This is a genomic window from Stenotrophomonas sp. YJH_SMC_27 (assembly GCF_059369815.1).
Window position 1 is genome coordinate 155940 of record NZ_JCAFTA010000008.1, and the last position, 21420, is coordinate 177359.

Here is a 21420-nt window from a genome sequence, read left to right on the forward strand (position 1 = left end):
CATAACGGATCACGACGGGTAGTGCCGGCCGCTGGCCGGCAACCTCAATGATGTGGGACGCGGCGTGCAGATGCCGGCCAGCGGCCGGCACTACCGCGCAGGGATCAATCGCCGAGCAGGGCGGTGTTGCGTACGGCACCCTTGTCGGCGCTGGTGGCGAGCAGGGCGTAGGCCTTCAACGCGCTGGTGACCTTGCGCGGGCGTGGTGCGCGTGGCTTCCAGCCGCTCGCATCGGCGTCGGCGCGGCGTTGGGCCAGCGTGGCCTCGTCCAGCAGCAGGTCGATGCGGCGGGCGGGGATGTCGATGCGGATGCGGTCGCCATCTTCCACCAGACCGATCGTGCCGCCGCTGGCGGCTTCCGGCGAGACGTGGCCGATCGACAGGCCCGAGGTGCCGCCGGAGAAGCGGCCGTCGGTGAGCAGCGCGCACTGCTTGCCCAGCCCCTTCGATTTCAGGTAGCTGGTCGGGTACAGCATCTCCTGCATGCCCGGGCCGCCCTTCGGCCCTTCGTAGCGGATCACCACCACCTCGCCCGGCTGCACCTCGTCGGCGAGGATGCCGGCGACGGCGGCGTCCTGGCTTTCATAGACGCGCGCGGGGCCTTCGAACACATGGATCGATTCGTCCACGCCGGCGGTTTTCACCACGCAGCCATCGACAGCCAGGTTGCCGCGCAGCACCGCGAGGCCGCCCTCCAGCGAATACGCATGTTGCAGCGAACGGATGCAGCCCCCGGCGCGGTCCAGGTCCAGCGTCGGCCAGCGCGTGGCCTGGCTGAAGGCCTCCTGGGTGGGAATGCCGGCTGGGCCGGCCTTGAAGAAGGTGTGCAGGGTGTCGTTGTCACTGCGCACCACGTCCCAGCGCTCCAGTGCGTCGGCCAGGCTGGCGCTGTGCACGGTTGGCACCGTGGCATCGAGCAGGCCGGCGCGATCCAGCTCACCGAGGATGCCGAACACGCCGCCGGCGCGGTGCACGTCCTCGATGTGGTACTTCGGTGTGTTCGGCGCCACCTTGCACAGCTGCGGGACGCGTCGCGACAGCGCGTCGATGTGGGTCAGGTCGAAGTCGACCTCCGCTTCCTGCGCTGCGGCCAGCAGGTGCAGGATGGTGTTGGTGGAGCCGCCCATGGCGATGTCCAGGGTCATCGCGTTGGCGAACGCGGCCTGGGTGGCGATCCCGCGCGGCAGCGCCGTCGGATCCTCGCCGCCATACCAGCGATGGCAGAGCTCGACGATCAGCCGGCCGGCGCGGCGGAACAGCGCCTCGCGGTCGGCATGGGTGGCCAGCGTAGTGCCGTTGCCGGGCAGCGACAGGCCCAGCGCTTCGGTCAGGCAGTTCATCGAGTTGGCGGTGAACATGCCCGAGCAGGAGCCGCAGGTGGGGCAGGCGCTGCGTTCAAAGGCCGCGACCTTCTCGTCGGAGGCGCTGTCATCGGCGGCCACCACCATCGCGTCGACCAGGTCCAGCTTGTGCTCGGACAGCCTGGTCTTGCCCGCTTCCATCGGCCCGCCGGAGACGAACACCACCGGGATGTTCAGGCGCAGCGCGGCCATCAGCATGCCAGGGGTGATCTTGTCACAGTTGCTGATGCACACCAGCGCGTCGGCGCAGTGCGCGTTGACCATGTACTCCACGGCGTCGGCGATGATCTCGCGGCTGGGCAGCGAGTACAGCATGCCGTCGTGGCCCATCGCGATGCCGTCGTCCACGGCGATGGTGTTGAATTCCTTGGCGACACCGCCGACCTGTTCGATCTCATGCGCGACCAGCTGGCCAAGATCCTTCAGGTGCACGTGGCCGGGCACGAACTGGGTGAAGGAGTTGGCGATGGCGATGATCGGCTTGTGGAAGTCGCCGTCTTTCATGCCGGTGGCACGCCACAGGGCGCGGGCGCCGGCCATGTTGCGGCCGGCGGTGGAAGTGCGGGAACGGTATTCGGGCATGGCGGGCGGAACGGGCGTGCCGTACGACGTGGGGGTCAGCCGATCATGGCCAATTTTTTCGGTTGCTGCTGCAACCACCGGAGGTGGTCCGGCCGGACTGCGCCCGGCACCCGCGGTAGTGCCGGCCGCTGGCCGGCAACCTCAACAGCAACAGCTGGCCTATCCGTGGGATGGCGGGGTGGGTCCGGTGGCAGGGGACGCCGTTAACCCGTCCATGGGGGCTTGGTCGCCGCATCCATGCGGCTCACTGATCTGGCCCCCTGAAAACGGACCCACCCCGCCTTCGACGTTTCCTGCGGCTGTTGGTAGGTGTCGACCTTGGTCGACACCGGTGGATCCACGTCATGCGCGGATGATGGGGAACGACGAAAATGAAAGGCCGTTCATCTTTCGCACTTTGCCGATTCCGGTTGCTGGCCCGGATTTGGCATCATTGGGGCATTGATCCGTCGACAGGGCATGAGGCCATGAAACGTTCCCGCACCACCGCGCTGCTGCTTATGAGCGCCGCGCCGCTGCTGTTCACCGCCTGCCAGAAGGAGCCGGAGGTGAAGGTGCAGGAAGGCCTGTACACCTCGGTGGAGGCCTGCACCGAGGCCACCGGTGATCCGTCGTCGTGCCGCAATGCCTTTGCCGAAGCGCAGAAGCAGGCCGCCGATGCGGCACCGAAGTACGCCAGCAAGGAAGCCTGCGAGAAGGACTACAAGCCGGAACAGTGCGTGCAGCAGCACACCTCGGCCGGCACCTCGTTCATCGGCCCGATGATGATGGGCTTCTTCATGTCGCAGATGCTGAGCAACCGCGGCGGCCTCGCCCCGCAGGCGCCGGCGTCGTCACCGGCTTACCAGGACAAGAACGCTGGCTGGGCGCGCCCGGCACCGGGCGGCACCGGCGGCCTGAACACCGCCAGCGGCATCGGTGCCGGCAAGGCCGGCCTGGCGCCGGTCACCAGCGAGCCGAACCGTGCGGTCACTGCCAGCCGTGGTGGCTTCGGCAACACCAGCGCGCGCCGCAGCAGCAGCGGCAGCTACGGCGGCTGATCGACCCATGCAGCGTATCCGGATTGCCGAGCGTGCCCAGTGGCGGGCACGCGCGGAGGAAGCGGGTTTCCGTTTCCATACCATCGATGGCCAGCCGTACTGGGATGAACGCGCGTACTACGCGTTCACCTTGCGCCAGATCGAACAGGACATCGAAGACCCCAGCGCCGAGCTGCACCAGATGGCGCTGGACCTGGTCGGTGATGTCATCGCCAGCGAGCGCCTGATGGACCAGCTGGCGATTCCGTCGCATTACCGCGACTGGATCGCCGACAGCTGGCGCCAGCGCCAGCCGCACCTCTACGGCCGCCTGGACCTGGCCTACGACGGCACCGGCCCGGCCAAGCTGTACGAGCTGAATTACGACACGCCGACCTCGCTGTTCGAGGCCAGCTTCTTCCAGTGGCAGTGGCTGGAAGACCAGCGCAACGCCGGCCGCCTGCCGCAGCATGCCGACCAGTTCAATGCGATCCATGAGGCGCTGGTCGAGCGCTTCGGCGAACTGGCCACGCAGCTGCCGCCGCCGCTGTTCTTCAGCGCGGTGGGCAGCTCCGAAGAAGACCGTGGCACTGTCGATTACCTGCGCGACTGCGCCTCGCAGGCCGGTCTGCATGGCCAGGCCATCGCCATCGAGGATATCGGCCTGTCCGAGGACGGCCGCTTCACCGCGCTGGATGATTCGGTGATCGGCACGCTGTTCAAGCTGTACCCGTTGGAAGACCTGATGGCTGAAGAGTTTGGCCGCGCGCTGCCCGGTTCCGGCGTGCAGCTGCTGGAACCGGCCTGGAAGGCGGTGCTGAGCAACAAGGGCATCCTGCCGCTGCTGTGGCAGCGCAACGTGGGCCATCCGAACCTGCTGGAGGCTCACTTCGATGACGGCAGCACGCTGCCGTCGGGCTGGGTGCGCAAGCCGCTGTTCTCGCGCGAGGGCGCCAACATCGAGATGCATCTGGCCGATGGCAGCACCCAGCGCAGCGACGGTCCCTACGATGGCCCGGCGATCATCCAGCGCGCACATCCGCTGACCCGCTTCGAAGGCGGCTATCCGCTGATCGGCAGCTGGGTGATCGGTGACCACGCCTGCGGCATCGGCATCCGCGAGGACGACAGCGCGATCACCCGCGACAGTGCGCGCTTCGTGCCGCACGCGATCGTAGATGAGGCACCGACGCGGATCTACGTCTGATGACGGTGCAGCGCTGGCCTGGCCGGCATGGGCGTGCCACGCCCGTGCCGGGTCGGCATTTCGATGACGGGCGCAGCCTGCAGGCATTCGCGGACCGGGTGGCGGTGCGTTGCCATCGCTGCGACACCTCCGGTTGGGTTATCGCCAGCTGGAAACCCTATCGATGGACCGCGCGTTTCCGCTGCACCGGCTGCAGTTCTGCGTTGGATAGTGGTGACTGGGTCGGTGCGGTCTACATGCTGGGCCGCCAACCTTGTGGATTCTGTGGGTATCAGTGGCTGCATGTGCGTCGCCGGGCTCCCGCCGGAGTGCCTGCACCGGCGTGCTTCGCTGCTCGATGTGCGCAATGTGATCGCAGTACCGATGTTTCGGTCGCGGTGCGTCCGTTGCGTGACGCCGAGCCTGCCGATCCGCACTTCGGATTGCCGCTGCGCCTGGTCGAACCGACCCGCGCGGGCCTGCTCTGGGCCTATAACGCTGAACATCTGCAGGCACTGCACGAATACGCGGGCGCGACGTTGCGCGAAAGCCGCGGCCATCACCGATCCATGTTCTCGCGCCTGCCGCAGTGGATGAAGCTGGCCCGCAACCGGGTGCTGCTGCAGCGTGCGGTGGAGCGGTTGCAGCGGCGGTTGTTGGGTGAGCGCTGATACGGCAGCCGAGCGTGGGCTCGGCTCTACGGAACAACACGTGTAGAGCCGAGCCCATGCTCGGCTCCGGTCAAGCGCAGGGCTACAACAACCCTTCGCGCTTCACCGCCAGGTAGCGCTCCACCAGCGCGCCGGGCAGGGCGTCGGCGGTCACGTCCAGCACCATCACCTTCTCGCTGCGCAGTGCCTCGTGCGCCTTCGCGCGCTGCTGCAGGTACAGCGCGGCGGCACCGGCCTGGGTGGCGTCTTCCAGGGTCTGCACGTCACCCTCCAGCGCGCCGTCCAGCTCGCGCTCGCGCAGGCTGGCCACGCATACCAGGTGGCGTTGCTGCAGCAGGCGCACCGCGGCCAGCAGGTCTTCGATGTCCTCGTCGCGCACATTGCTGACCAGCATCACCAGCGCACGCCGGCGCTGGCGCAGCGATACTTCGGTGGCCGCAGCCAGGTAGTCGGTGGCCACCGCGCGCGGCTGCAGGTCGTAGCTGGCGCGCAGCAGGTGCTCGACGGTGCCCATGCCGCGCTGTGGTGCCACCCAGCGGCGTTCGCCCCCGGCAGCGTACAGGCCGGCGGCATCGCCCTGGCGCAGCGCCAGGTAGGCCACCACCAGCGAGGCATTCAAGGCATGGTCGAAGTGCGAGAGCCCGCCTTCGCTGGCCAGCATGCGCCGGCCACTGTCGAGCATCAGCAGCAACTGCTGGTTCTTCTCGTCCTGGTACTCGCGCGAGATCAGCTTGCGCGCACGTGCGGTGGCCTTCCAGTCCAGCTGGCGCAGGCTGTCGCCGATGCGGTACTCGCGCATCTGGTGGAAGTCGGTGCCTTCGCCACGGCGGCGCTTGACGTGCGCACCGACCAGCCGCGAGGCCTGGTCGGCACTGAACAATGCGAAGCGGGTGAGCGGCACGAAGTTCGGATAGACCCGCACCTCCAGCGCCGGCGGCAGCGTGCGTTGCTGCCACCACAGGCGCCACGGCGAGCGCATGCGCAGGTGCACCCCCTCGAAGCGGAAGTGCCCACGCTGCAGCGGCTGCAGGTGGTAGTGCAGGGTGGACGCCGTACCGGCCTGCAGGCTCACGCGCTGCGGCAGCGCTTCCAGCCGCCAGCCGCCGGGCACCAGGTCGAACACCTGCACCGTCATCGATTGCTCGGCCTGCACACGCAACGCCGCCTCGCGGCGCACGCCCAGTGCCAGCGCTTCGGGCAGCTCGCGCTGCACCTGCGGCGATGCACGCCGCCACTGCCGCCACAGGTCCCACAGCGCGGGCAACGCGATGGCCACGGCCGCCAGTGCCCAGCTCCAGCGCGGCAGCCATCCGCCCAGCACCAGCCCGCCCAGGGCGGCCCAGGCCAGCAGCAGCGCCAGCAGCAGCGGGGCCGGCCTCATCGGCGCGGCGCTTCCACCTTGGCCAGCAGCGCGCCCAGCACGTCGTCGGCGTCCTGGCCTTCAATCTGCAGTTCCGGGGCCAGCGCGATGCGGTGCCGCAGCGCCGGGCGGGCGATGTCGCGCACGTCGTCCGGCGTGACGAAGTCGCGGCCGGCCAGCACCGCCTGTGCGCGCGAGGCACGCACCAGCGCGATGCTGCCGCGCGGACCGGCGCCGACGGCGATGCCCGGCCACTGCCGGGTGGCGGCGACGATGCGCACCGCGTAGTCGATCACCTCGTCATCGACGGTGATCGCCGCAGTGGCACGCTGCAGTTCCAGCAGCTCGCCGGCACCGAGCACACGCGGCACCTGGCTCAGGTCGAAATCGCTGGCAGCGCGGCCGCTGGTGATCGCGGTCACCATGCGCTTCTCGTCCTCCAGCTGGGGGTAGTCGATCAGCACCTTCAGCAGGAAGCGGTCCAGCTGTGCTTCCGGCAGCGGGTAGGTGCCTTCCTGCTCCAGCGGGTTCTGCGTGGCCAGCGCCATGAACGGCGGCGCCAGGGTGAAGGCCTTGCCCTCAATGGTCACCTGGCCTTCCTGCATTACTTCCAGCAGCGCCGACTGGGTCTTGGCCGGTGCACGGTTGATCTCGTCGGCCAGCAGCAGGTTGGTGAACACCGGGCCGCGGCGGATCTTGAAGCTCTCGCTCTTCGGGTCGTACACCGCGTGGCCACTGACGTCGCTGGGCATCAGGTCGGGGGTGAACTGCACGCGCCCGTAGTCCAGCTCCAGGGCCTGTGCCAGTGCACGCACCAGCAGGGTCTTGCCCAGCCCGGGCACGCCCTCGATCAGCACGTGGCCACCGGCCAGCAGCGCCACCAGGATCTGGTCCAGTACATCGGCCTGGCCGATGAAGGCGTGTCCAACGGCGGTGCGGATGGCATCGACGCGTTCGATCAGGCGGGCGTTGGCGGCCGCCGGCAGCTCGGGGACTTCGGTCATAGCAGGGATCTCATCTGGAGCAGCAAGCGGATACGCTCGCGCAGGGCGGAGGAATCGTGCGGCGGAGGTGGCGTCAGTGCGGCGGCAACACGGCCTTGCGGCCACTTCAGCAGTTCGGCGATGGCCTGTTCGCGTGGCGCACCATCCAGTGCGGCAGCCACCGGTGCGCGCAGGCGCAGGCGGTGCAGGAACAGGGCGAGAACGGCCTCGTACAGGCGCGTACCGTGGCCGAAACGCAGCAGCAATTCACCACTGGCGTGCACGTGTTCCAGCAGCGAACGGCGTTCCAGTACCGGTGACGGCAGCAGGCTGCCGAAGCGTTGCGAGCGGGCCCACAACCAGCCCAGCAGGGCCAGCAGCAGCGGCGCCCACAGCGGCCAGCCCTGGTAGAACAGGCGCGCCCACAGCGACGGTGGACGGCTGGCATAGATCAGCCAGACCGCACCCTTGCCGTAGTTCGGATCGAGCAGATAGCGGGTCAGGTCGCGGTGAGCCTTGTCGTGCAGGCCATCGCTGGCACCGCCGGCAGCCGCGGCCAGGCGCGCGGCAGGCGAGTCGACATCACCGCGCAGGAACTCCATGTCCGCCAGCACGCTCACCTTGCCCTGGCCATGGCGCAGGCGCGCGAACACCAGGTCACGGTCACCGCCCCAGCGGCGTTCGGCCTGCGCATTGGCGGCAAAACCCAGGGTGAAGCGGCGGCCAGCACAGAATTCAACGTGGCCAGGATCGTCGTCGACATGGAACGGCTGGCAATCGCTGCGCTGGAACAGGCTGTCCACGCCCAGCCGGTCCAGCAGGGGGCCCTGCGTGCTGCCGGCATCGTCCTCGACCGGCGGCGGTGTACGTACAAGCAGGTGGCCGCCACGGTCGACCCAGTCCAGCAGCGCGCTGGCAACGGGCGCCGGCAGTTCGCTGCTGTCCTGCAGCACCACCAGCGTGTCGTGCGGACCCAGCGCCATCTGCTGCAGGTCCAGTCGCGGCCGCGAGTGCACGGCGATGCCATCAGCGCGCAGGGCCTGGCCGAGCACGTACAGCGGGTTGTAGGCCGCCTCGCCCCGTGGCGGCAGCCGGATGGTCTCGGTTACCCGCTCGTGCGTGCGCAGGTAGAGGATCGCCAGCGGTACGCCGAGCAGCACCAATGCACCGAGCAGCAGCGACCAGAACAGGCGCGGACTCATGCCTGCCACCCGTACTGCTGGCGCAGGGCATCGGCCATCGCATCGAAATCGGCGCGGCTGGGCAGGCGGCCACCGTAGGCGGCGTACTGCCACATGCGCACGATGCGCGCGAACAGGTCACGGTCGCTGGCCTCGGGCATGCGCCGCGACGCGCGCAGGCATTGCGCTTCGGTGGCACCGGGTGGAAGCGCGATACCGCTGCGCTCGCCCACCGTGCGCACGCTGGCGCGGTACAGAAGGGCCAGCGCCTGCCGCGGCCGGCCCTGGTCCCAGAGCAGGCCGGCCTGGGTGGCCACGTCCGGCGGCAGCACCACCGGCAACTCCACCTGTTCCTCCACCACCGGCGGTGCGGCCTCGGCCTTGCGTCGGCCACTGCCCCGCAGCCACGGCAGCCACAGCCGTGCGGTCAGCAGCAGCACCAGCAGCAGGACGCCGAGCAGCCCCCACAGGCCCCATTCGGCCAGCCGCGCCAGCCAGGCGATGCCGTCCTTGCGCGCTTTGCGTTCACCGTTGCTGTTGGTGCCACGCTGCAGCTGCTTGTCTTCCTTCTTCTCTTCCTCGGCCTGTTCGATCGGCTTCCAGCGGGTGACCTGGCGGGTCGGGCGCTGCAGCGGGTCTTCATAGGCGCGGTTCACTGCCTGACGGAAACCGGCGGTGTCCACCGGCGTACCGCCGAAGATCGCTGCCGGGGTGTTGGCCGGGTCGATGGTCGGTGCTTCGTCGCTTTCCTCGGCGTCGATGCCACGGTCGTTGGGCTTGCCCATGGCTCGTTCGGGCTCGGCGTCTGTGTCCTGCGCATGCACCGGTGCGGAGACCAGCGGCAGTGCCAGGCACAGCAGCAGGGCCAGCGTCGATGCCGCCGGCAGCAGCCGCTCGCGCAGGCGGCGCAGGGCGATCTCCACATCCCAGGCTTCCATCTGCGTGCGCCGGTTCAAGTACAGGCCAAAGCCCGCACCGACGAAGAACGGGCCGATCAGCACCGAGGCCAGCCAGCACGCCAGGTTGAAGCCCAGCCGTGCCCATGCGGGTGTGTCCTGGCCGATCATGTCCCATGCGGCGCGCCATGATTCGGACATCAGCTCCAGTGGCATGAACATGAACACCGCACCGATCGCGCCGGATACCAGTACCACTTCGAAGGCCATGCAGCTCACGGTCAGCACCAGTGCCGCGCCTGCAGCCCCGGCGGCCACCGCACGGCGGCGTGGGCCGCGCTGGTCCGGTGTGTTGCCTTCCAGCAGGTTCACCGGCAGGCACAGGCTGCGCAGTACGCTGAAGCGGCGCCAGCCCAGGTAGCCCCAGAAGCCGCTGTTGCCCCAGTGACGTTGCGCACGCAGCGCGGCCAGCGTGCCGACTGGTTCACCGAAGATGCCGCGCGACAGCACATACAGCGGCGCACGTTCGAACAGCGGTTTGCACCACCACATCGCCAGCCAGGCCCAGCCGAAGGCATCCAGCCACCAGCCCAGCGCGTTGAAGATCACGAACAGCGGTGCACTGGCCAGCAGCCAGCTGCCCCACAGCGCGCGCGCGTGACGGCGGGACAGCGCGGTGCCCAGCTCCATCGCTTCCCAGCCACTGCGGGCACGCAGCGCCACGTCCAGGTGGTCAATGCGCATGGCCAGCTCCACGTCCGCCGCGCCACAGCCACAGCAGCACGCCGGCCCACAACACACCGGCCACGCTGAACTTGCCCCATGCAGGTACTTCGGCGATCGATGACCAGAAGGCTTCGATGAAGGCGGCCACCAACAGCATGAAGGCGACGCCGAGGCACAGCCGCGCGCCGATGCGGCCGCCGTCGACCAGTGCATCCAGGCGGCTGCGCCGGCCCGGCGCCAGCAGCTTCATGCCCAGCTGCAGGCCGGCACCGCCGGCGATCACGATCGCAGTCAGCTCGAAGGCGCCGTGGCCGACCACGAAGCGCCAGAACGGGTCGCCATGGCCGATGTGCTGCAGGTGGCCTGCCACTGAACCGATGATCACGCCGTTGAACAGCAGCACCAGCAGCGTGCCCAGCCCGGCCAGCAGCCCGCTGGCGAAGGCGCGCAGGGCGATGCTGATGTTGTTCATGATGTAGTGGCCGAACATCATCCAGTCGGTGCCGCTGTCACGCCCCAGGCGCTCGGCGGCGGGATCGTACATGCGCTCCATCTCGGCGATCTGGCGGTTGTCCATCAGCATGTGGATCAGGTCCGGATAGACCTGCACCAGCACGAAGCAGGCCACCGCCGGCAGCGCGAACATCGCCAGCGCCGCCCACATGCTGCGCGCCTGGCTGCGCACCAGCAGCGGAAAATCGGCCACCAGGAACTCCAGGGCACGCCGCCAGCGCGTTGGCGGCGTGCGATACAGCACGCTGTGGCCCTGCTGCATCAGCTGCTGCAGGCGTTGCACCAGCTGCGGGCTGTAGCCGCGCTCGCGGGCCAGCGCCAGCTGCTGGCACAGCCGCCGGTAGCGCTGCGGGAAGGTAGTGTCGTCCAGTGCCAGGCCGCTGGCCTTGCGGCGCGTGCGGCGTGAGGCGCCGGCACGCAGCAGCAGCCACTGCTCCAGATCCTGCCATTCCTGCTGGTAGCGGGCGACGAACTGCTCCTGTTTCATCGCCGCCCCAGCAGCCAGTTGGCCATCGCATACAGGCGCAACACGCCGACCTGGCCGTGGGTGCCGGTCAGTGGCTCGGCAATACCGGCCAGCTCCTGCTGGCGCGCCGCCGACAAGCGTGGCGCGCGCTCGGCGAAGGCCATCAGCGCGGCCTGTTCCTCTGGTCGCAGGGGCTGCGGCGGGGCCAGCACGCTGCCGATGGTCGGCGGCGGTGGCAGGTACAGCGCGGGCGCATGCACCACCACAGTGCCTGCCACCAGGTCGCCCAGACGGCGGCCATGAGGATCGAACAGGCTGCTGATCAGGCCCAGCGCATAGCCGAAGGGCAGCATGTCCACCGTGCGCAGCAGGTTGCGGGTGATCGCCGCCATCCAGCCTGCCGGCGCGCCATCGCGGGACAGCACGCGCAGCCCCAGCGCACGCTTGCCCAGGGTGCGTCCCCACACTGCTTCGCAGACGATCGGGTAGGCCCAGTAGACCAGGAACATCAGCACCAGGTAGAGGCCGGAACCGAACTGGTCCAGCAGTGCCAGCGGAATCGACATCAGCACCAGTGCCGCGATGCGCACGCCGAGATCGACCAGCCAGGCCATCGCCCTCGGTACCGGGCCGGCTGCAGGCAACTGCAGCGGCACACCCTCCGGCGTTACCACCTCGCGGTAGGTATCGAGCATCGGTGCGGCCATCAGCGTGATGGCCTTCGTTGTGGGCGCCGGAGTCCTCTCCGGCAGGCAGCCACAGGCATGGGGGTCTCGACAGGTCCTGGTCGGGCCCAGACTTTAGCAGAGCCGCATGGCGGCGTTGGCCGCTCAGCCCAGGTATTCGTCCTTCAGCCGCACGTAGTGGTCGGCCGAGTAATGCAGCGCCTCGATTTCCTTGTCGCTCAGCGTGCGTGCCGGGCGGGCCGGGTTGCCCACCCACAGCTCGCCTTCGCCGACCACCTTGCCCGGGCCGACCACGGCACCGGCGCCGACGAAGCCATGGCGCTCGACCCGCGCGCCGTCGAGGATGCAGGCACCCATGCCGATCAGGCTGTAATCACCGATGGTGCAGGCGTGGATGATGCAGCCGTGGCCGACGGTCACGCCTTCGCCGATCAGGGTCGGGTAGCCGGCCTTGTTGTAGGGGCTGTGGTGGCTGACGTGGATGATGGTGCCGTCCTGCACGTTGGTGCGTGCGCCGATGCGCACGTAGTTGACGTCACCGCGGATGATCGTGCCCGGCCACACCGAGACGTCCTCGCCCAGCTCCACGTCACCGATGATCGTGCACGACGGGTCGATGTACACGCGCTCGCCGAGGACGGGCATCTTGTCGCGGAAGGGGCGCAGCGGGTTCATCGATGTCTCCAGAAATCAGGGCGTCCGCGACGATGATACGCGTGCGTCCGCTGGGGGAGGTACCGCCCTGGGGCCGCGCGGATACACAGTAGATCCACGCCATGCGTGGATGGTGATCTCGGTGCCGACCAAGGTCGGCAGCTACCAGAAACGGGTGCAACCGCTCAGGACGGCGCGTGCTCGGCCAGCATCCGCCGGAACAGCACGTCCAGCCAGGCGCTGTCGCCCTGGCCAGCAGGCAGCCGTGGGGCCTGCTCGGCGCGGGTGGCCAGCTCACGATCGATGAAATCGCTGATCGCCGCGATGCGTGGTCCGGCATTGACCTCGGCACTGGCGCGTTTCACTACCAGCAGGGCATCGATGGCTTCACGCACCGGGCCGTGCGGCAGCAGTCGATCCAGCAGATCCTCGAAGGCCATCGGCGGGGGTGTCTGCTCGTGCTCGATCCACTGGCAGGCCAGCAGAGGGCGCAGCACGTACAGGTACTTCTTGGTGCGTACCGTTTCGCCACGCAGGTAACCGCGATGGTTCGAGCGCGCCATGCTGAAGTAGTGCCACCACGTGCCAAGCGGCGAATAGAAGGACTCTGCTGCCTCCCACAGCTGCGCCACGGCGGCGTCGTCCTGCCGGTACACGATCGGCGAGCGCAGCCATTCGATCAGTGTCGGATTGGATTTTGAGACCAGCCGCAGTGCCTTGCGCAGGTCCCAGCCGCTGACGTCGAGCTCATCGTCGATCGGCAGCTCGATCACATCGCGCTGCGCTTCGCCGGGACCGGTGCTCTCGTTGACGCTGAGATACCACGGCTGGCGATGCACGTAGATGAAGCGTGCATCGTAGTCGCTGTCCGGCGAAGAGAAGCCCCAGCCACGGCTGCCGGATTCGCAGGCCAGCAGCACACGCACATTGTGGCGCTGTTCGATGTCGGCGAGGCTGGAAAGAATGGCGGCGCGCTTGTCCGGCGCGATCGGGTGGATGTCGTACATGCAGTTGTGTTCTTAATGTCGAGCGTTCTCGACAGTAGCGCAGGTCTGCATCGCTGCGCTCGCCGGGCATGGCCCGGCGCTACCAGAGGGTGACGTTCGTCGACGAGGCATGACGGGGTAGCGCCGGGCCAAGCCCGGCGAACGCGATCACGGCTCGTAGCTGTAGCCCATGCCATACACCGAACGGATCGGTTCGCCTTCCATGCCGGCGTCAGCCAGCTTGCGGCGCAGGTTGCGCACGTGGCTGTCGACGGTGCGGTCGACCACCACGCGGTGGTCCAGATAGAGGCGGTCGAGCAGTTCATCGCGTGCCCAGATCCGGCCGGGCGTGGCCAGCAGCGTGCGCAGCAGGCGGTACTCCACCGGCGTCAGGTCCAGGCCCTTGCCGTTCCAGGTGGCGCGTGCTGCCGGCTCGTCGATGTGCAGGCCGCTGTTGGCGCGTGCAGCGGGGTCCGGGCGATAGCGGCGCAGTACCGCCACCACCCGCGCGACCACCTCGCGCGGACTGAACGGCTTGCAGATGTAGTCGTCGGCACCGATGTCCAGGCCCAGCAGGCGGTCGATCTCCTCCACCCGTGCGGTGACCATGATGACCGGCACATCGCTGCTGGCGCGCAGTTCGCGGCACAGGTCCACGCCGTCGCGCTGCGGCAGCATCAGGTCCAGCAGCACCAGATCGGGCTGGTAGCGCGCGAACGCGTCGATCACCTGGCCACCGTCGTCCACCCACTCGCTGGCCATGCCGGCAGCGGCCAGGTAGTCGCGCAGTACCGAGGCCAGGCGTGGCTCGTCCTCGACGATCAGGATCTTCGCGGACGTGGCGGGCGACGTGCTCATGCAGGCTCCGGCAGGGTGATGACCACGCGCAGCCCGCCCAGTGGCGAGGACTCGGCGTGGATGACGCCGTGGTGGGCGAGGATGATGTTGTGGCTGATGGCCAGGCCCAGCCCGCTGCCACCACTGGCCCGGTTGCGCGAACTCTCCACGCGGTAGAAGCGTTCGAACAACAGCGCGCACTTGTCGGCCGGCACGCCCGGCGCGGTGTCTTCCACGATCAGCTGCACGCCGGCAGGCACGTGCGCTGCCTGCACGAGTACGCGGCCACCGGCGTGGGTGTAGCGCAGTGCATTCTCCAGCAGGTTGGCCAGCACCTGCTGCAGGCGCCGTTCGTCACCGGACACCTGCAACGGCATGGCGGGCAGATCTTCCTCCAGCGCCAGGCCTGCATTGGCGAAGCGCATGCGCATGCCGTTGAGTTCGCTGCGCAGCAGGGCCGCCAAGTCCAGCGGGGCGAAGCGGTAAGCCAGGCCCCCGGACTGCGTCATCGACAGGTCGTGCAGGTCGTCGATCAGCTTGCCCAGCTGGCGGATCTCGCCCTGCAGGCCCACCAGGTTGGCGCGGTCCAGCGGACGGATGCCATCTTCGATCGCCTCCAGCTCGGCGCGCACCACCGCCAATGGCGTGCGCAGCTCATGCGAGATGTCGGCGATGAAGGCGCGGCGGTTGCGCTCGGTATCGTCCAGCGCCTGCGCCATCCGGTTGAAGTCGTTGACCAGTGCGTCCAGCTCATCGTCGCTGGTGCGCTCGATGCGGGTGGCGTAGTCACCGGCTGCCAGCCGGTGCGTGGCCGCGGCCAGCTTGGCCAGGCGCTGGCGCAGCGCCCGCGATACCAGCCAGGCCAGCAGTACCGTCACCAGCAGTAGGGCGATGCCGATCACCCACCAGGCGCGCACCTGGGTGTTGTAGAAATTCAGGTCGTTGGTGGCGATGACGGTCTGGAACGGCACCATGCCCAGCCAACCGACGGTCTGCCCGTCCACCTGCACAGCATGCGGCTCGTCATCGCTGGTGGCGTCGGGGTTGCCGGCCACGAAGTGGTGCTGCGCATCGAACAGGCCCAGACGCGACGGCACGCCGGTCTGGTCGGACAGCGGCGGCACCGGTCCTTCGTGCCCATGGGCCAGATCCGGGCGCAGCAACCGCGCCCAGCGGTCGCCATCACCATGCAGATGTCCCCAGCCACCGTGCTCGCGGTACTCGCGCTGCAGGTGGGGCATCATCCGCTGCATGCGCAGGTCGCCCTGGTCATTGAGGTAGTCCAGGAAGCCGGTCTGGAACGCCACGCGGCTGGCAATACCGTTCACTGCCAGCACCAGCAGGCAGGCGGTGAAGATCGCGAGGAAGGTCTTCGCGGTCAGGCCGAATTTGAGTCGAATCTTCGCCATCGCGGGGCCATTAGCGGCGCATGCGGCGCCGAAAGCAAGCGCCCGCTGAGCCGGTCGCACAATCTCCATATTCTCTGCACAGTTCCACGGCAGCGTGCACGGGTCAACGCAAGGCCCCCCGCCCCCCATGTCACTCCTGCGCCCGCTGTCCCGCTCCCCCCGTCCGCTGTTGCTGCCCCTGCTGCTGGCCCTGGCGGCCTGCTCGGCGGGCAGGCCCGAGGCCCCGGCCACCCCTGAAGTGGGCGTCATCACTGCCAGCGTGCAGCCGCTGGCCCTGCAACAGACCCTGCCCGGTCGCGCCGTACCGTTCGAGGTGTCCGAGGTGCGCCCGCAGGTCGCTGGGCTGATCCGCCAGCGGTTGTTCACCGAAGGCCAGCAGGTCAAGGCCGGCCAGCTGCTTTACCAGATCGATCCGGCGCCGTACCAGGCCGCCTTCGATACCGCGCGTGGCCAGCTGGCGCAGGCCGAGGCCACTGTGTTGTCGGCGCAGCCGAAGGCCGAGCGCACCCGCACGCTGCTGGGCATGGATGCGGCCAGCAAGCAGGACGTCGACGATGCCACCTCGGCACTGAAGCAGGCCCAGGCCAATGTGATCGCCGCGCGCGCTGCGCTGCAGGCGGCCCGCATCAACCTCGACTACACCCGGGTTACTGCACCGATCGATGGCCGCATCGGCACGTCCAGTGTCACCGCTGGCGCGCTGGTCGCCGCCGGCCAGGACGCGGCGCTGGCAACCATCCAGCGGTTGGACCCGGTTTATCTGGATGTCACCCAGTCCAGCACGCAGATGCTGGCGCTGCGCAAGCAGCTCGATGCCGGCCGGGTGAAAGCCATCGACGGCAAGGCACAGGTGAAGGTGCTGCTGGAGGACGGCAGCACGTACGCGCATGAAGGCACCCTGGAGTTTGTCGGCAGCGCAGTCGACCCGGGCACCGGCAACGTGGTGCTGCGCGCGGTCATTCCGAACCCGGAGGGCCTGCTGCTGCCAGGCATGTACCTGAGGGCGGTGCTGCCGATGGCCACCGATGCGCGCGCCCTGCTGGTGCCGCAGAAGGCGGTGCTGCGCAATGAACGTGGCGAGCCGCTGCTGCGCCTGCTCGACGCAAAGGACCGCGTGGTCGAGCGCCGGGTCAGCACCGGCCAGGTAGTGGGCAACCAGTGGCAGATCACGCAGGGGCTGAAGGCTGGCGATCGGGTGATCGTCAGCAACGGCAGCGCGGTAGCGCTTGGCCAGCAGGTGCAGGCGGTGGCGGCCACCACCGCGCAGCTGGCCGCAATGCCGGCGATCGACCCGACCGGCAACACCGACGAAACGTCGCACTGAGGCCTGCCGCGCATGGTTCGTTTCTTCATCGACCGGCCGATCTTCGCCTGGGTGATCGCCATCGCGGTCAGCCTGCTCGGCCTGCTCGCGATCCTGATCCTGCCGGTGGACCGCTACCCGCAGATCGCCCCACCCACCATCACCATCCGCGCCACCTACACCGGCGCCTCGTCGCAGACCGTGGAAAACGCGGTCACCCAGGTCATCGAGCAGTCCCAGCAGAGCCTGGACCACCTGATGTACATGACCTCCACCAGCGCCTCCGATGGCTCGGCGCAGGTCAACCTGGTGTTTGCCACCGGCACCAATCCGGACACCGCGCAGGTGCAGGTGCAGAACCAGCTGCAGGCGGCGATGGCGACGCTGCCGCAGGCGGTGCAGCAGAACGGCCTGACCATCACCAAGTCCAGTGGTTCGATCTTCGAGGTGCTGTCGTTCACCAGCGAAGACGGCAGCATGGACAACTTCGATGTCGCCAACTTCATGGAAGCGCGCATCGACGACCAGATCAGCCGCGTCAGTGGTGTCGGCAACATCCAGCCGATCGGCCAGGAATACGCCATGCGCATCTGGCTGGACCCGGAGAAGATGCGCCAGTACGCGCTGATGCCGTCGGACATCGAGACCGCACTGCAGGCGCAGAACACCGACGTCTCGGCCGGTGAGCTGGGTGGCCAGCCGGCACTGAAGGGCCAGCAGCTGGACGCCACGGTCACCGCGCGCAGCCGCCTGCACACGCCCGAACAGTTCGCGCGGGTGGTGCTGAAGGCCGATGCCAACGGCAGCGTAGTGCACCTGGGCGACGTGGCGACGATCGGCCTGGGGCCGGAGAGCTATGACAGCATCAGCACCTTCAACGGCAAGCCGTCGGCGTCGCTGGGCATCGAGCTCAATGCCGGCGCCAATGCCATCGCCGTGTCCAAGGCCATCGAGACCCGCTTGCAGCAGTTGCAGAAGTACTGGCCGCACGGCTACACCTACCACGTGGCGTTCACCACCACGCCGTTCGTGACCATCTCGCTGAAGGAAGTGGTGATCACCCTGATCGAGGCGATCATCCTGGTGGTGCTGGTGATGTACCTGTTCCTGCAGAACTGGCGCGCCACCCTGATCCCGACCATCGCGGTGCCGGTGGTGCTGCTGGGCACCTTCGGCGTGCTGGCGGCATTTGGCTATTCGATCAATACCCTGACCATGTTCGCACTGGTGCTGGCCATCGGCCTGCTGGTGGACGATGCCATCGTGGTGGTTGAGAACGTGGAGCGGGTGATGACCTTCGAAGGGCTGGCGCCGAAGCCGGCCACGCTGAAGGCGATGGGCCAGATCACCGGCGCGCTGGTGGGCATCGTGCTGGTGCTGACCGCCGTGTTCCTGCCGATGGCGTTCTTCAGCGGTGTCACCGGCGTGATCTATCGCCAGTTCTCGGTGACGATTGCCGCTGCGATGATCCTGTCGGTGCTGGTGGCGATGACCATCACCCCGGCCCTGTGCGGCAGCATCCTGCACCAGATTCCCAAGGGCGGCCATCCGCATGGCGACCACGGCGGTGAGCCGAGCCTGCTGGGCAAGTGCTTCATCTGGTTCAACCACCGTTTCGAGCGCACCTCCAACGGCCTGCGTCGCCGGGTGGATGGCTTCCTTGGCCGGCGCACGCTGGGCGTGGGGTTCTACCTGGCGCTGAGCGTGGCCACCGGCCTGCTGCTGTGGCACCTGCCGGGTGCGTTCCTGCCCGACGAGGACCAGGGCATGCTCAACGCGCTGGTGAAGCTGCCGGCCGGTGCCACCCTGGAGCAGACCCGCGCGGTGATGGATCGCCTGAGTGCCGCCGCGGTGAAGGACGACGGCGTGCTGTCGATCCAGGCCACCGCCGGCTTCAGTGTCACCGGCAGCGGCCAGAACGTCGGCCAGGCCTTCATCCGCCTGAAGGACTGGGATGACCGCAAGGATGACGCCGACACCATTGCCGCACGGTTGACCGCGGCCATGGCCAGCGTGCCCGATGCGCAGGTGTTCATCACCTCGCCACCGGCCATCCTTGGCCTGGGCGATGCGGGCGGTTTCACCCTGGAACTGCAGGACGAAGGCGGCGCCGGCCATGCCGCCGCCGTGGCCGCGCGCAACACGCTGCTGAAGGAGGCCGCCAGGGATCCGAAGCTGGTCAACGTGCGCTACGCCAGCCTGGAAGACGCGCCGGTGTATGCGGTGAAGGTGGACGACGCCAAGGCGCAGGCCATGGGCGTGAATCCGCAGGACATCAATGACACCTTGAATGCGGCCTTGGGCGGCGACTTCGTCAACAACTTCATCTACAAGGGCCGCATCAAGAAGGTGTTCATCCAGGGCACCGCCGAAGCGCGCATGCAGCCGCAGGACATCGAGCGCTGGAGCGTGCGCAACCAGGTCGGCCAGATGGTGCCGCTGTCGTCGCTGGTCAGCGCGCACTGGACCAGCGCGCCGGCCGCGCTGCAGCGCTACAACGGCGTGTCGGCGATGGAGATCACCGGCCAGCCCGCGCCGGGCGTCAGTTCCGGCGAGGCGATGGCCGAGATCGCACGCCTGGCCGACGCGCTGCCGGAAGGCTTCAGCCATGCCTGGTCGGACATGGCCTACCAGGAACAGCTGTCGGGCAATCAGGCGCCGATGCTGTACGCCATCTCGCTGCTGTTCGTGTTCCTGTGCCTGGCCGCGCTGTATGAAAGCTGGGCGGTGCCGTTCGCGGTGATGCTGGCGGTGCCGGTGGGCGTGTTTGGTGCGGTGCTGATGATGAACCTGCGTGGCCTCAACAACGACGTGTACTTCCAGGTCGGCCTGCTGACCACGATTGGCCTGGCGGCCAAGAACGGCATCCTGATCGTCGAGTTCGCGCGCATCCTTGAACAGCAGGGCAGGAGCACCCGCGAGGCGATCCTGCAGGCCGTCTATCTGCGCCTGCGGCCGATCGTGATGACCTCGCTGGCGTTTCTGATGGGTGTGCTGCCGCTGGTGTTCGCCACCGGCGCTGGCTCGGCCGCGCGCCGCTCGCTGGGTACCGGCGTGGCCGGCGGCACGGTCGCCTCGATGGTGCTGGGCATGTTCTTCGTGCCGTTGTTCTACCTGCTCGTGCGCCGCCTGTTCCCGGGCCGCGCGCCTGCCGAAGCCACTGCCCCGGAGGCAAGCCCATGAAGCCGATGCTGCTGCGCGCCATTGCGGCCGCAACGATGACCACCGTGCTGGGCGGCTGCGTGAGCATGGCGCCGCATTACCAGAGGCCCGAGGCGCCGGTGCCGGCACAATTCGGCAATGCCGCCACGGCCGAGGCCGAGCCAGCACTGGCGGTGCCAGCCTGGCGCGAAGTCTTCCTCGAGCCGCGCCTGCAGCAGGTGATCGCGCTGGCGCTGCAGAACAACCGCGACCTGCGCGTGGCCATGCTGCAGGTGGAGAAGGAACGCGCGCAGTACCGCATCCAGCGCGCGGCGCTGCTGCCGTCGGTGGATGCCAGCGGCAGTGTCACCCGCTCGCGGGTAAGTGATGCCAACAGCGAGACCGGTGCCACCCAGGTAACCGAATCCGATGCCGTGCAGGTGGGTATCAGCAGTTGGGAACTGGATCTGTTCGGACGCATCCGCAGCCTGAAGAACGAGGCCCTGCAGAACTGGCTGGCCAGCGCCGAGAACCAGCGCGCCGCGCGCACCAGCCTGGTGGCCGAAGTGGCCACGGCGTGGCTGGCGTTGGCAGCGGACGAGCAGTCACTGGCGTTCACCCGGCAGACCCTGGACAGCCAGCAGCAGACCCTGCAGCGCACCGAGGCCCGCCACGCCCAAGGCCTGGCCTCGGGCCTGGACCTGGCGCAGGTACAGACCAGCGTCGAAGCCGCGCGCGGTGCGCTGGCCAAGCTGCAGACGCAGCAGGCGCAGGATCGCGATGCATTGCAGTTGCTGGTAGGGGCGCCGCTGGATCCGGCCTTGCTGCCAACCGCGCAGGCGCTGGATGGCAGCGTGGCACTGGCGCCGCTGCCGGCCAACCTGCCGTCCAGCGTGCTGCTGCAGCGCCCGGACGTGTTGTCCGCCGAACACGCACTACAGGCGGCCAATGCCGATATCGGTGCCGCGCGCGCTGCATTCTTCCCGACGCTGACATTGACCGCCAATTACGGCCACAGCTCCACCGCGTTGTCGACGTTGTTCTCGGCCGGCACCCGTGGCTGGTCGTTCGCGCCCAGCATCACCGCGCCGATCTTCCACGCCGGCGCGCTGAAGGCATCGCTGGATGCCTCGAAGATCGGCAAGGACATCGGCATCGGGCAGTACGAGAAGGCGATCCAGCAGGCCTTCAGTGAAGTAGCCAATGCGCTGGCCACGCGCGATCACTTGACCGTGCAGATGGACGCACAGCGCGCACTGGTGGCCGCCAACCAGCGCAGCTACACGCTGGCCGATGCGCGTTACCGCACCGGGCTGGACGGCTATCTGCAGGCACTGGATGCGCAACGCAGCCTGTTTGCCGCGCAGCAGGACCTGATCGCGCTGCAGCAGCAGGAGGCAGGCAACCGGGTGACGTTGTTCAAGGTGCTGGGCGGCGGGGCCGACGCACGCTAGCGCGTT

The 21420-nt window shown here is 68.3% G+C and carries 17 protein-coding genes; 6 read left to right on the plus strand and 11 right to left on the minus strand.

What is annotated here, in order from left to right:
- Positions 1–104: 104 nt before the first annotated feature.
- Positions 105–1943, minus strand: coding sequence for a dihydroxy-acid dehydratase (gene ilvD, locus AC5P7R_RS13500; RefSeq protein WP_227852327.1), 1839 nt, complete (start codon positions 1941–1943; stop codon positions 105–107).
- Between the two features lie 467 nt (positions 1944–2410).
- Here ilvD and AC5P7R_RS13505 point away from each other — a divergent pair, with 467 nt between their 5' ends.
- Genes AC5P7R_RS13505 through AC5P7R_RS13515 form a run of 3 tightly spaced genes read left to right on the plus strand, consistent with a single transcriptional unit; the run spans position 2411 to position 4819 of the window.
- Positions 2411–2983 (plus strand): DUF1190 domain-containing protein, encoded by a 573-nt coding sequence (locus tag AC5P7R_RS13505; protein WP_021203331.1) that lies wholly within the window; start codon positions 2411–2413, stop codon positions 2981–2983.
- A 7-nt stretch (positions 2984–2990) separates the two neighbouring features.
- Positions 2991–4169: a glutathionylspermidine synthase family protein gene (locus AC5P7R_RS13510; RefSeq protein WP_021203332.1), complete on the plus strand. Its 1179-nt coding sequence runs from the start codon at positions 2991–2993 to the stop codon at positions 4167–4169.
- Positions 4169–4819, plus strand: a complete 651-nt coding sequence (locus AC5P7R_RS13515; protein ID WP_031270168.1) for a hypothetical protein — start codon at positions 4169–4171, stop codon at positions 4817–4819. Before AC5P7R_RS13510 ends, AC5P7R_RS13515 begins: the two co-directional genes overlap by 1 nt.
- 82 nt (positions 4820–4901) lie before the next feature.
- On the opposite strand, the gene AC5P7R_RS13520 is transcribed toward AC5P7R_RS13515, so the two are convergent.
- The 10 genes from AC5P7R_RS13520 to baeS form a co-directional block, all read right to left on the minus strand.
- Positions 4902–6200 carry a DUF58 domain-containing protein gene (locus tag AC5P7R_RS13520; protein WP_478436096.1) on the minus strand — a complete coding sequence of 433 codons (1299 nt, stop codon included), beginning with the start codon at positions 6198–6200 and terminating at the stop codon, positions 4902–4904.
- The gene (locus AC5P7R_RS13525; RefSeq protein ID WP_014648782.1) at positions 6197–7183 is read right to left on the minus strand and encodes an AAA family ATPase; all 987 of its coding nucleotides are present in this window, start codon (positions 7181–7183) and stop codon (positions 6197–6199) included. The genes AC5P7R_RS13520 and AC5P7R_RS13525 overlap by 4 nt, the downstream gene beginning before the upstream one ends.
- Positions 7180–8364, minus strand: a complete 1185-nt coding sequence (locus tag AC5P7R_RS13530; protein ID WP_111103928.1) for a DUF4350 domain-containing protein — start codon at positions 8362–8364, stop codon at positions 7180–7182. Before AC5P7R_RS13530 ends, AC5P7R_RS13525 begins: the two co-directional genes overlap by 4 nt.
- Complete coding sequence (locus AC5P7R_RS13535) at positions 8361–9983, minus strand: DUF4129 domain-containing protein (RefSeq protein ID WP_031270172.1); 1623 nt, start codon at positions 9981–9983, stop codon at positions 8361–8363. The genes AC5P7R_RS13530 and AC5P7R_RS13535 overlap by 4 nt, the downstream gene beginning before the upstream one ends.
- Positions 9973–10965, minus strand: coding sequence for a stage II sporulation protein M (locus AC5P7R_RS13540; protein WP_021203337.1), 993 nt, complete (start codon positions 10963–10965; stop codon positions 9973–9975). Before AC5P7R_RS13540 ends, AC5P7R_RS13535 begins: the two co-directional genes overlap by 11 nt.
- Entirely contained in the window at positions 10962–11651 is a 690-nt protein-coding gene (locus tag AC5P7R_RS13545) for an RDD family protein (RefSeq protein WP_019661651.1), read from the minus strand. Before AC5P7R_RS13545 ends, AC5P7R_RS13540 begins: the two co-directional genes overlap by 4 nt.
- A gap of 123 nt (positions 11652–11774) precedes the next feature.
- Positions 11775–12305 carry a gamma carbonic anhydrase family protein gene (locus AC5P7R_RS13550; protein WP_019661650.1) on the minus strand — a complete coding sequence of 177 codons (531 nt, stop codon included), beginning with the start codon at positions 12303–12305 and terminating at the stop codon, positions 11775–11777.
- 164 nt (positions 12306–12469) lie between these two features.
- Positions 12470–13291, minus strand: coding sequence for a nucleotidyltransferase domain-containing protein (locus AC5P7R_RS13555; protein ID WP_111103926.1), 822 nt, complete (start codon positions 13289–13291; stop codon positions 12470–12472).
- Positions 13292–13438: 147 nt separating this feature from the next.
- Positions 13439–14128: a response regulator gene (locus AC5P7R_RS13560; RefSeq protein WP_021203339.1), complete on the minus strand. Its 690-nt coding sequence runs from the start codon at positions 14126–14128 to the stop codon at positions 13439–13441.
- On the minus strand, positions 14125–15516 hold the full coding sequence (gene baeS / locus AC5P7R_RS13565; RefSeq protein WP_111103924.1) for a sensor histidine kinase efflux regulator BaeS: 1392 nt from the start codon (positions 15514–15516) through the stop codon (positions 14125–14127). Before baeS ends, AC5P7R_RS13560 begins: the two co-directional genes overlap by 4 nt.
- A gap of 127 nt (positions 15517–15643) precedes the next feature.
- Between baeS and smeA the strand changes: the two genes are divergently transcribed.
- Genes smeA through smeC form a run of 3 tightly spaced genes read left to right on the plus strand, consistent with a single transcriptional unit; the run spans position 15644 to position 21414 of the window.
- A complete protein-coding gene (gene smeA / locus AC5P7R_RS13570; RefSeq protein ID WP_227853739.1) occupies positions 15644–16840 on the plus strand; it encodes a multidrug efflux RND transporter periplasmic adaptor subunit SmeA in 1197 nt (398 codons plus the stop codon).
- A 12-nt stretch (positions 16841–16852) separates the two neighbouring features.
- Entirely contained in the window at positions 16853–20002 is a 3150-nt protein-coding gene (gene smeB / locus AC5P7R_RS13575) for a multidrug efflux RND transporter permease subunit SmeB (protein WP_111103920.1), read from the plus strand.
- On the plus strand, positions 19999–21414 hold the full coding sequence (gene smeC / locus AC5P7R_RS13580; RefSeq protein ID WP_227853741.1) for a multidrug efflux transporter outer membrane subunit SmeC: 1416 nt from the start codon (positions 19999–20001) through the stop codon (positions 21412–21414). The genes smeB and smeC overlap by 4 nt, the downstream gene beginning before the upstream one ends.
- Positions 21415–21420 lie beyond the last annotated feature (6 nt).